Source organism: Candidatus Igneacidithiobacillus taiwanensis (genome assembly GCF_031962545.1).
Lineage (GTDB): Bacteria > Pseudomonadota > Gammaproteobacteria > Acidithiobacillales > Acidithiobacillaceae > Igneacidithiobacillus > Igneacidithiobacillus taiwanensis.
The window spans coordinates 1-11,331 of sequence record NZ_JAVRKK010000069.1; the positions used below are offsets into that span (position 1 = coordinate 1).

The following is an 11,331-nucleotide window of genomic DNA, read 5'->3' on the forward strand; positions in this document are numbered from 1 at the left end:
GCCGAACGGCCACACCATCGACTCGGACAGAAACCACCGCTATCCTTCCTCCTCCAACATCTACCACAGTGCCAAAGGTGGTGGACGCATACATCTCCTTGCCAGCCCTGGGAGTGCCTCGTATGATGACGATCTGAAAGGGAGTCTTGGAAGCGAACTTGCAGCATCTCTTCATCAAAACCTTTGGCTGCCAAATGAACGAGTACGACTCGGAGCGTATGGCCGAGCTGCTGCACACCAGTCATGGCCTGACCTTGGTCGATGATCCCGAGGCGGCGGATCTTCTCATCCTCAATACCTGCTCGATCCGCGAAAAAGCGGAAGACAAGGTCTACACCCAGCTTGGCTTTTGGCGCCCCCTGAAAGAGCGCAATCCGCAGCCGCTGATTGCGGTGGGTGGTTGTGTTGCGAGCCAGGAAGGCGAACGCCTGCGGCGGCGTGCGCCCTTTGTCGACATCGTTTTTGGACCGCAGACCTTGCATCGCTTGCCAGACCTCATCGATGCCCGTCTTGCCGAGGCGCAGCCGCAGGTCGATCTCAGTTTTCCGGAGTTGGAAAAGTTCGACCGCCTGCCCGAGCGTCCCGGGCGGCAGGGCGCGTCGGCCTTCGTAACCATCCAGGAGGGCTGCGACAAATTCTGCACCTTCTGCGTCGTGCCCCATACCCGGGGCCGCGAATACAGCCGGCCGCTGCCGGAGATCGTGCGCGAGGTGCGGCAGCTCCTGGAGCAAGGGGTGGCAGAAATTACCCTGCTCGGGCAGAACGTCAATGCTTATCGCGCGCCATCGGGCTTGATTGGCGATGCCGATCTTGCCGACCTGCTGCGGCGTTTGGCCGCCCTGCCGGGGCTGCGCCGCCTGCGTTACACCACTTCGCACCCCAATAATCTCGACGAACGCCTCATTGCTGCCCATCACGACCTTGCGGTGTTGGCGCCGCACTTGCACCTGCCGGTGCAAAGCGGTTCCGATCGTATTCTGCGGCGCATGCATCGCAAGCACAGCATCTCCGCTTACCTCGAAAAGGTTGCTGCCCTGCAGGAGGCGCGGCCGGGTATTCGTCTGTCTTCTGACTTCATCGTGGGTTTTCCCGGCGAGACGGATGCCGATTTCCAGGCGACCATGGATCTCATCGAGAAAGTGCGTTTCGACCAGTCTTTTTCTTTCAAGTACAGCCAGCGGCCCAATACCCCGGCCCTCAAGCTCAAGGATGAAGTCCCCGAGGCGGTCAAGGACGAGCGCCTGCACATTCTACAGACGCGGATCAACCAGCTTGCCCAGGACTACAGCCGGGCCTTGGTGGGCAGCGTGCAGGAAGTGCTGGTTACCGGTCCGTCGCGGCGCAGCGCCGAGGAGTGGACGGGCAAAACCGGTTGTAATCGCTCGGTCAATTTTGCCGGGCCTGCGGGTCTCGTTGGCCAGATGGTGGCGGTGGAAATCACCGAGGCCCTTCCCAATAGCCTGCGCGGGCGCTTGGCGGCCGTGCGCGCCACGGGCTGAGGCCGGCCGTGCCCGAGTCGGCGGCGCCAGATTCGCCAACGGAGCATCGGGAGTTTGTTGCTACCGGGGCGACGAGCAGCGAATTGGCAGCACTGGCCGGCGAACTCGACATCCACCTGAAACAAATCGAGCGCGGTCTGGGGGTGGTGATCTCGCCACGCGGCGAGCGCTTTCATTTGAGTGGTGGGGAGAGCGAGGTGACCGCGGCCGTCGAGGTGCTGCGCAAGCTCTACGCGCAGCTACGCCAGGGACGGTCGCTGAGCCAACAATGGGTGCACCACTGCATTCAGGCGGAGCGCTTGGAGTCGGAAAGCGATCTCGATGCCACGCAAATTGCCGGTATCCTCACCCGCAAGGGCTGGATTCACGGGCGCGGTCCACGGCAGCGGCGCTATCTCCAGGCCATCCGTGCCCACGATCTCACCTTTGGTATTGGGCCGGCGGGCACGGGTAAGACCTATCTCGCCGTGGCTGCCGCCGTCGAACAGCTCGACAAACAACAAGTGCAGCGCCTAGTCTTGGTGCGTCCGGCGGTAGAGGCCGGGGAGCGCCTGGGCTTTCTGCCGGGTAGTCTGGCCGACAAGGTCGATCCCTATCTGCGCCCCCTCTACGACGCCCTCTACGAGATGCTCGGTTTTGAGAAGGTCGCCAAACTGATGGAACGGCAGATCATCGAAGTGGCCCCCTTGGCCTATATGCGTGGGCGCACCCTCAACGAGTCTTTCATCATCCTCGACGAGGCGCAGAACACCACACCGGAGCAGATGAAGATGTTCCTCACCCGTATGGGATTTGGCGCCAAGGTAGTGGTAACCGGCGATGTAACCCAGGTCGATCTGCCCCGCGGCCATCCCTCGGGTCTGGTGCAGGCCATCGACATCCTCGCCAACGTCGAGGGCGTCTCGATGAATTTTTTCCAGAGTGCCGACGTGATTCGCCACCCCTTGGTCGGGCGCATCGTCCAGGCCTACGATCGCGGCACCGGGCAGTCATGAACGGGCCACGTTTTTATCTCTATTGGCAGTGCAGCCCCGCCCTCGACGCCGCCGAGCAGGCAACGATTCCTTCCCGGCGCCTGCTGCGCGCCGCCCTCGCCGTGGTCCTGGCGGAGTATCCGAGTGTCGATGGCAGTCTGGAAATCTCCTTACAATTTCTGAGCAGTAGCGAAATGGCGGCGGTCAATGGGGAGTTTCGTGGTCGTCCTCAGCCCACCAACTGTCTCTCATTCCCAGCGCCTGTCCAGGCCTGGCCGGGGCGTCGTCGTCCCTTGGGCGATATCCTCCTCTGTCCGCCGCAAATCCAGGCGGAGGCAGAGGCGCAGGGTAAGGCGCTGCGCGATCACTACCGGCACCTGCTGATCCACAGTGCCCTGCACCTTCTCGGTCACGACCACCAGGAGGAGGGCGAGGCGCTGATCATGGAGGCCCTGGAAACCCGTTTACTGGCCCAATTGGGTGTGGCCGACCCGTATCGAACCCAGAGCGATGAGTGAAGACCGAAGTAGCGAGCGTTCCCGCAGTTGGTGGGAGCGCTTTACCCAGTCCTTGCGCGGTAATGTCGACGATCAGGAAAGCCTGCTCGAGCTGATTCGCGAGGCAAGCGAGCGCGAGGTCATCGACGCCGAGGCGGCGCGGATGATCGACGGCATCTTTCGTATTGGCGACCTGACGGTGCGTGATGTGATGATCCCGCGGGCGCAGATGGAAGTGGTAGAGATCGACAGCCCCCTGCCGGAGATCATCGCCCGGGTGGTGGAGCAGGGGCACTCGCGTTTTCCTGTGGTTGGGGAGGACCGCGACGACGTTCAGGGCATCTTGCTTGCCAAGGACCTGCTGCGCGCCTGCCGCCAAGGCGCCCCCATTCCCGAGCTGCGCGAACTGCTGCGCCCAGCCACCTATATCCCTGAGAGCAAGCACCTCGATCATCTCCTCTATGAATTCCGTACGGGTCGTCATCACATGGCCTTGGTGGTGGACGAATATGGTGGCGTGGCCGGGCTGGTGACCATCGAGGATGTGCTCGAGATCATCGTTGGCGAGATCGAGGATGAATACGACATCGACGAAGATGTCATGATCATCCCCCGCGAAGATGGCGACTATTTGGTCAATGCCCTGATTCCGCTGGAAGACTTCAATGCCGCTTTTGCGGTGCACTTAGAGGATGAAGACGCCGACACCCTCGGTGGCTGGGTGAGCCGGCAACTCGGCCATGTGCCGCGAGTGGGCGAGAAACTCTCGGTGCAGGGCCTGCATCTCGAGGTTTTGCGCGCCGATCGGCGGCGAGTACAGACCTTTCGCCTCTCCTCACCCAGCCCAGCCGCGGGAGTGATGGCAGTGGAACGCGATCCCCAGGCAGGGCTCTAAGCCCCATGAACTTTGCTCCTGCGCGTGCTTGGTCTGCCTTCCTCGTTCTCCTGATGGGGGCGCTTTGGCCTCTCGCCTTTGCGCCCTTTCAGCAGTCGTGGCTCGCCTTTGTGGTGCTTGGGCTGCTGTTTTTTCTCGTGCAGCGCAGCAGTTCCCCCCGTCGCGCGGCGGGCTTGGGGTTTCTGTTTGGTTTTGCCGCCTTTTGCTCCGGCGTCTACTGGCTCGCCATCACCCTGCACAATTTTGCGCACATGGATTGGGCCTTGGCCGCCGCCGCCGTCGCCCTCCTTGCCGCCTATTGTGCCCTCTATCCGGCCTTGGCCATGGGCTTGGCGCGCCGCTTCGCGCCCGCAGCCCGCTGGTGGCTGCTGCCGGTGTTCTGGGTCTTTGCCGAATACCTGCGGGCGCGGATTGCCACCGGCTTTCCCTGGCTTGCGGTCGGCTATACCCAGACGGGAGGGTTCTTGGCGGGCTATGCCCCCTGGTTGGGACAATACGGCGTGGGCTTGGCGACGGCCGGGGTGGCTAGCCTCGGCGCCTGGGCGCTGAGCCGCCGACGCGAGGCCGCCGTTTGGTCGATGGCAATCTCCGGCATTCTGCTGATCTTTGCCATTGCCCTCTTCGCTGCTACCCAGCGCTTTACCCAGCCCGTTGGTGCTCCCCTGCAGGTGCGCCTATTGCAAGGAAATGTTCCGATCTCCGAAAAATGGAATGCCAACCGCATCAATGCGATCCTCGACCGCTACGTGCGCCTGATCATTGCCAGTCCGCCGGGCACCCAACTCATCGTCTTACCAGAAACCGCCTTCCCCATCTTCCAGACGCAGATTCCCTTGCTGATCCACCAACTGCAGGAGTGGTCGGCCAAAAAGCACGCGGTATTGATGATCGGCATTCCCGAGGATGCGGGGCAGGGTCGCTACTACAATGCGACCATGGAAATCGATGGCATGGCGCCGCTGCGCTGGTATCGCAAGCAGCATTTGGTGCCCTTTGGCGAGTACATTCCCTTTCCGCACCTGCTGGGGCCTTTGGTGCATCATTTTCTGCCGGGTTTGGGGAGCTTTACCCCGGGTACGGGGTCCTCGGTGCTGCCGGTGGACGGGCAACTCGCCGGGATGAGCATTTGCTACGAAGAATCTTTCTCCCGCGACGTGCGCAAGGGGGTGGTGGAGGGCGCCACCTTTCTGGTGAACAGCAGCGACTATGCCTGGTATGGGCACAGCAGTGCCTCGGCGCAGACCCTGCAGATGGCCATCATGCAGTCTTTGCAGGAGCAAAAGCCGGATATCCGTGCCACCAACACCGGAATTACCTCGGTCATCCTGCCCACTGGGCAGGTACTCGCGGCGCTCCCCCAGTTCAGCTACGGTGCCCTCAATGCCAGCATCCAACCCATGGCCGGCAAAACGCCCTTCGCCCGCCTTGGCAACTGGCCTTATCTGGGGCTGAGCCTTCTTCTCTTCCTCATTGGCTTCCTACGTTCCCGCCGTTCCCGAGGCGGTGCCGGCTCAGGGCTGCCAATGGATGTCGGGGGCGACGATGCAGAGGGCGCCAATGACGATGAGCAGCATGGCTACGATCTCCTGCCGCCCCAAACGCTCCTTGAGGACGTGATGACCAAAAAGGAAGACGAGTAGGGTATCGATCTGACCCAGACCCCGCACCAGGGCGACTTGGGTTAGGACGAAGGCGCTAAACCAGCCCCAGGAACCGAGGGCGGAGAGCAAGCCCACCGGCCAGGCCAGGCGCCAACCCCGCAGGCTTTCTTGCCATTGCTCTCGCCGCCGCCAAAAAAGGTAACCCCCTTGCAGTAGCGTCTGCAGAAAGTTGGTCACCACGAGGATCCACAAACCCATGGCCAGGCTCGGTAGGGCGGGGTCGAGGGCGTGGCTGGCGGCACGCAGGGCGATGGCGGTGAGGGCAAAACCCAAAGCCGCGGCCAAGCCGTAGCGTGCCGCCGGCTGCAGCAGACCGCGCCAAAAACCGGCACTGAAGATGCCCCAGCCTTGCCCGCCGAGTACCAAGACCCCCGCTAGCGCCAGAAAGATGCCGACGATTGCCAGTGGATGCAGCTGGGCGCCGAGAAACAGGGTGGTGAGGATCACCAGTTGGGCCGCCTCGGTTTTGGCATAGGCAGTGCCGGTCACCAGCCCGCGACTATGGAAGGAGCGAACGAGAAAGAGGGTTCCAAGAATCTGCGCCAGGCCCCCGGCAAGGCAATAAAGCCAAAAGGAGAGGGGGCTATGGCGGAAAAGGGTGTTGCCGCCGAAGTCAGCCCAGAGGAGCACAAAGGCAAGAAATTCCCAGGGCAGGGCATAGAGAAAACGCGCAAAGCTGGCAGCGCCCGCACTGAGCTGACCCTTGAGCCGCGCCTGCAAGCCGGTGCGCCAAGTCTGCATCAGCGCCGCGAAGAGGGTGATGGGAATCCACAGGGGCAAGCGCAAAGGCCCAAGGGTGAGCACCGGATGCATAAGGATCAGCGTACCGGTGCCGCGCCTGCGGCAAAGCGATCAAACCATGCCATGAGCCGACGCCTACTGCGCTCAGGACAGCCGGGTATGGACGGGCAGATAGGCAAATATCCCATAGGGCCGAGAGTACTGCAGCAAGAGCTGCGCCTGGCGCAGGGCCGCATCGGCCACGCCGCGCGGGAGATCTGGGGCAAGGCTGGCCAGCGCCCACGAGCGCAGTTGGGGGAGAGTCGATTCTCCCGCAGGCCGCGGCAGGTAATGGAGCCAGTACTTGCCCGCGGGCAGCTTGGCCAGCTTGGCTGCCGCTTTTTCGGCTTCTGCCATGCCGCCCAAGCCATCGACCAAACCGAGATGATAGGCATCGACGCCGCTCCACGCCCGTCCTTGGGCAGCCTTGTCGACCTCGGCTACGGGCAGGTGCCGGGCCTTGGCCACCAAGTCTACGAAATGCCCGTAGATATGATCGACCACCGCCTGTAGGGCCTGCTGCTCCGGTTTTCCGAGGGGCGCGTAGGGCGAGAGCGAAGGACTATGGGGAAGACTGCTGACCCCGGAGTAGCCCACCCCGAGTTTATGCAGGAGGCCGGAAAAATCGGGAACGAGGACAAAGACGCCAATATCGGCAGCAATGGTGGTGGGTTCGGCATAGATGCGGTCGGCACCGGTAGACAGCCAATAGGCACCGGAGGCGCCAAGAGTGCCCATACTCACCACCACCGGCTTGCCGGCCGCGCGCAATCGCAAGACCGCGCGGCGGATGGCATTGGCGGCATTGACGTCACCGCCCGGGCTGTCGACCTGCAGAATCACCGCCTTGACTTGGCTTTCATGGCGCAGGGCATCGAGCTGACGTACCGTGGGGCCTGCCGCAACCACTCCCTCGGTTTCGGAATCTCCGGGCACCAACATACCATCGATGGGGACCACGGCAATTTCGGCGCCGTGTTTTTCGTGGGCGAGGCTTGCCCAGTAGCGGCGGTAGCCAATCGCGTGCAGGTCGTTGGGCTTTTCCCCTACCACCTTGGCAACGGCGGCACGAAAATCTTCGGCATCGCCAATTTGGCTAACCAATTTTTCGTGCACGGCAAGTTCTGCCGCATTGCCCTGATCCTGCTTTAGTAATTGCGGCAATTGCTCGGCATATTGGGTGATCGCCGCCGGGCTCGTTCCCCGCCCACGCGCCACGGCTTCGGCATAGGATTGCCACCAGGTATGCAGCCAGGCCCGGTTTTCTTCTGCCGCCGCTGGCGAGATGTCGCTACGGGTAAAGGGCTCCACCGCCGATTTGTATTTGCCCTGCCGGAAGGCAGAAACGGTCACCCCAATCTTATCGAAGAATCCCTTGAAATAAAGGCTATCGGTAGAAAATGGCGTGATCAGCGCCATGCCCAGTTGCGGCAAAAAGACCTCGTTGGCTTGCGCGGCAAGGAGATAAGTGCCGGTAGAATAGTTGGGCGCGTACGCGTAAATCAGCTTGCCGGCAGCACGAAAGCGCTGCAAGGCATCAGCAACGTTCAACAGCTGCGTGAGGCTGCCACCCGAAAAATCGCTGAGGTCGAGGGCCAAGACGCGAATGTGCGGATCGTGTGCGGCGTGGTCGATGCTGCCCACCAGGTGCCGTAGCAAAACATCCCGTTGGGTGGGATGAATCCGTTGCAAGAGCTCGCTTTGCCAAGAGTCACTGCGGCTGTAGACCAGGCTGCCCTCGGGTTGCACCCAGAGCACGGAGCTGTTGGATGCTGGCTCGGAGAACGACGAGAAATGTGCCACCAACGCGGCCACGAGCAGGGCAAGAACCCCCAGGGTGAGCAGATTGAGGACGCCAACCCGCAGCCAATGCAGTACTTTGCCAATCCAGACAAAGGGCAGAAGAAGACGTCGCATGCACAAGCTCCCCAAGGATGGCGGCCAAAAACAGGTTGCCTACGCCGATCATGGGAGCAACCCCTTGATTTTCAGGGTAGCAGAGGACGGCTTGGGCGGCAATCCAGGAGTCGCGAGCGGATTCCGGCCGTTGTACTAAATAGGAGAGTCGATGTATTAGATGCGATCCCATACTGCGTAGTAGGACCAAGACTCGGGCCTCGTGCTCGAATCTTGCCGAGGGAGAGGAAAATTTGGCGCGCAACAGCTTGGATTTGCTGGCCTTTGAAGATTGGGTGGCGTTTACCGCGGAAGACCGTGCTTGGCTGCAGGCCAATGCAGCGGGTTTGGTCCAGGCCCTGGTGGCAAGGCTGCAGCCCCCGGCACCGGAAGATGCGGCGCTCTTCGCATCCTGGTTGCCCGAGTGGCTGCAGACCCTCTGCAGTGGCGACTATGGACGGAGCTTCTGGGAGCGGCAGATCAAAACCGGCAAACGTTTGGCAGAGGCCGATATTCCTCTACCGCGCTGGGCGCAATGGCTCAGCGAGTTACGCTGGAAGCAAATTCCCAGTGTTCTGGGCGATATCTTTCCCGCTGCCCCAGCTTCGCTGTTGCCCGGATTTTCGCTTCTCTTGGCCGGCTGCGAACATGTGATCCACGAAGGCTACCTGCAGCAGCAAAGTCACCAGCTGCTGCTCGAAATTCGCGGCCTCACCCAGCACTTTGATCTCGAGGAATTTTTCCCTGCCGCTGCGGAGCTTGCCTGTCGCTTGGCAGGGGCGCAGGGGGCCGGGCTCATCGTGCGCGAAGGCGAGTACCTGCACTACCGCCTTTTCCACGGTCTCTCGACGCAATATCAGGGCCTGGCTAGCTTGTTCTTCCCCAAGAGCGAAGGCGTTTCCGGTGCCGCTTTACGCCAGGGAAAGGTCATCTTCGAGCGCGATTATGCCAATAGCCCATATGCCATGCCCGACTTCGTTGCCGCCGGTTTACAGGCCAGCTTGGCTTTGCCACTGCCCGGTCCGGAGGGCGCGCAGGGGGTTCTCGCCCTCTCTTGGTTTGCAGAAGCGCCGCCGCAGCGCATCAACGAACTGGTTTGGGAGCATCTTCTGCTGCTTGCCGATCTCCTTGGGGCTCTGCTCTACCGGCAGTCCTTGGAGCGCAAACTACGGCACATGAGCACTCGCGACGTCCTCACCGGGCTGCCCAATCGCCGCGTGGCCCAGGATCGAATTCGTGCCGCCATGGCCCGCGCCCAGCGCCATGAACGCTTGTTCTGCCTCTTTTTTCTCGACCTCGACGGCTTCAAGTGGGTAAACGACACCCTCGGCCATCATCGCGGCGACGAAGTGCTCTGCCAGGTGGCAGAACGCCTACGCGCTGCAGTGCGCGAGGAGGACAGCATCATCCGCTACGCCGGCGACGAATTCTTGTTGATCATCGAGGACATTGCTCACGTCAGTGAGATGGAGATGATCGTCATGCGTGTGCTGGCGGCGGCCCGCCTCAGCGTCGCCCCGGAGCAATCCATCAGCGCCAGCATTGGTGTGGTCATTTATCCCTTCGACGAAGGCAGCCCAGAAGAGATGATTCGCCATGCGGATCAGGCAATGTACGTTGCCAAAGAACGCGGCGGCGATACTTGGGCGCCCTATGGGCAATATCTGCAAGAAACCATGCAGGAAGAGCAACAGCTGCTGCGCGAGCTGCGCCTTGCCGATGAGCGGCACGAGTTTCGGCTATACTGGCAGCCCATCGTGACCCTGCCGGAGCAGAGAATCTGCGGGGTAGAAGCCCTGATGCGATGGCAGCATCCCAACCGCGGCTTGCTCGCCCCCGGCGCTTTTCTCGAGGTCTTGGAGCAATCGGTCTTGATGGACTCCGTTGCCCAATGGGTCGTCGCAACCGCCGTAGTCGAGGCCAACCGCTGGCATCAGGGTGGGCATCTCCTCGACATCCACATCAACCTCAGTCGCCGGGAGTTGTGCAGTGCGCGTTGGATCCAGTGGTGCGATGATTTACTACGTCGTTTTCCTGCCGTACGCCGTGATCATCTCTTTTTCGAGATAGTCGAGCGGGTCGCGATCAAGGATATTCCTACCGTCGCCAAGCAGATTCGCTCGGCGCAGCGCCAGCTGGGCGTACAATTTGTGCTCGATGATTTTGGCACCGGCGCTTCCGCCCTACAGCACCTGGGAGAGTTGGACTGTGCTGGCATCAAGATCGATAAAAGCATGATTTCCGATCTACAAAAGGGTTCCAAGCATTATCAACTAGTGCAGGGGCTCACCTATCTTGCCGAAAATCTCGCCATCGAAGCCGTGGCCGAAGGCGTAGAAACCGCCGAGGTGGCCGAGCTCTTGACCCAGATTGGCGTCAAAAAGGCGCAGGGCTACTGGTTTGCCCGGCCGGGCCCGGCGGCCGCGATCGATACCTGGCTCGAAAAAGAGACCTGCAGCGTGAGCGCCGGATAGCGCGCTTTGTGCCGTCTTGGGTTGCCGGACTCAGACAGGCACCCTGACAGTGCTGGGTGGTATTGCTTCCAACGGCTGACCTTCCGCAATACCCGGTAAAGACGGCCGACACGCCATTCGTGGCAAGGGTGCCCCCAGCGCGAATCGAATGCGTGACCTACTGCTTCTATCTTTATTTTAGAACAAAGAGTTGGCGGCGTTCACATCGTTACCTATCACCAACTATCATCCTTTGTAATTCTCTGAGTGTCGCGCCAGCATAGGGGGTTCTCGGCTCAGACTTTTTTCGGTTCTGCTGTCGATGGTACGGTACAGGTATCGTTTCCCATCGATTTCTCGCCATCGCATGCTGCCGCGCACGCTGCTAGAGAGTAATCGTTCAGCCTCTCGTCGGGCATCCCATACCTGGCAGATATCGAGGTATTGTCGTGCCTGTTCTGCTGCCAGGACGCCGCCGCCGATGGCAGTGTTTTCGAGGGTGGGCCGTACCAAAGGTGTTGTTCAGAGGAGACATTACTGCTTTGGGCTAACAGCCAGAGTGGTGGACTCATGCACATTGTGCATAAGTTCACAAACCTTTGGCACTTCTTTGGCGAGGGAGGAGTGCCATGCAGGTTCAACATGTCGGGTACCGGATCCGGGGGTTTTACCGGGT

Annotated in this window: 7 protein-coding genes and 1 pseudogene; 6 read left to right on the forward strand and 2 right to left on the reverse strand. The window is 61.2% G+C overall.

Going from position 1 to position 11,331, the window contains the following annotated elements; all coding sequences use genetic code 11:
- The first annotated feature begins 158 nt into the window (after window positions 1–158).
- The 5 genes from miaB to lnt are packed head-to-tail and all read left to right on the forward strand — an operon-like array spanning window position 159 to window position 5,505.
- Entirely contained in the window at window positions 159–1,499 is a 1,341-nt protein-coding gene (miaB, locus tag RTI30_RS09220) for a tRNA (N6-isopentenyl adenosine(37)-C2)-methylthiotransferase MiaB (RefSeq protein ID WP_312263140.1), read from the forward strand.
- 8 nt (window positions 1,500–1,507) lie between these two features.
- Window positions 1,508–2,494, forward strand: coding sequence for a PhoH family protein (locus tag RTI30_RS09225; RefSeq protein ID WP_312263139.1), 987 nt, complete (start codon window positions 1,508–1,510; stop codon window positions 2,492–2,494).
- Window positions 2,491–2,991 carry an rRNA maturation RNase YbeY gene (gene ybeY, locus RTI30_RS09230; protein ID WP_312263138.1) on the forward strand — a complete coding sequence of 167 codons (501 nt, stop codon included), beginning with the start codon at window positions 2,491–2,493 and terminating at the stop codon, window positions 2,989–2,991. The genes RTI30_RS09225 and ybeY overlap by 4 nt, the downstream gene beginning before the upstream one ends.
- On the forward strand, window positions 2,984–3,865 hold the full coding sequence (locus RTI30_RS09235; RefSeq protein ID WP_312263137.1) for a transporter associated domain-containing protein: 882 nt from the start codon (window positions 2,984–2,986) through the stop codon (window positions 3,863–3,865). The genes ybeY and RTI30_RS09235 overlap by 8 nt, the downstream gene beginning before the upstream one ends.
- Before the next feature lie 5 nt (window positions 3,866–3,870).
- Window positions 3,871–5,505, forward strand: coding sequence for an apolipoprotein N-acyltransferase (gene lnt, locus RTI30_RS09240; protein ID WP_312263136.1), 1,635 nt, complete (start codon window positions 3,871–3,873; stop codon window positions 5,503–5,505).
- Here lnt and RTI30_RS09245 read toward each other — a convergent pair.
- A pseudogene (locus RTI30_RS09245) lies at window positions 5,464–6,339 on the reverse strand (EamA/RhaT family transporter); the annotation flags it as partial. The gene lnt and the pseudogene RTI30_RS09245 overlap by 42 nt on opposite strands.
- Window positions 6,340–6,411: 72 nt before the next feature.
- The gene (gene sppA, locus RTI30_RS09250) at window positions 6,412–8,223 is read right to left on the reverse strand and encodes a signal peptide peptidase SppA (protein ID WP_312263135.1); all 1,812 of its coding nucleotides are present in this window, start codon (window positions 8,221–8,223) and stop codon (window positions 6,412–6,414) included.
- A 233-nt stretch (window positions 8,224–8,456) separates the two neighbouring features.
- On the opposite strand from sppA, the gene RTI30_RS09255 reads away from it, so the two are divergent.
- Window positions 8,457–10,676: an EAL domain-containing protein gene (locus RTI30_RS09255; protein ID WP_312263134.1), complete on the forward strand. Its 2,220-nt coding sequence runs from the start codon at window positions 8,457–8,459 to the stop codon at window positions 10,674–10,676.
- Window positions 10,677–11,331 lie beyond the last annotated feature (655 nt).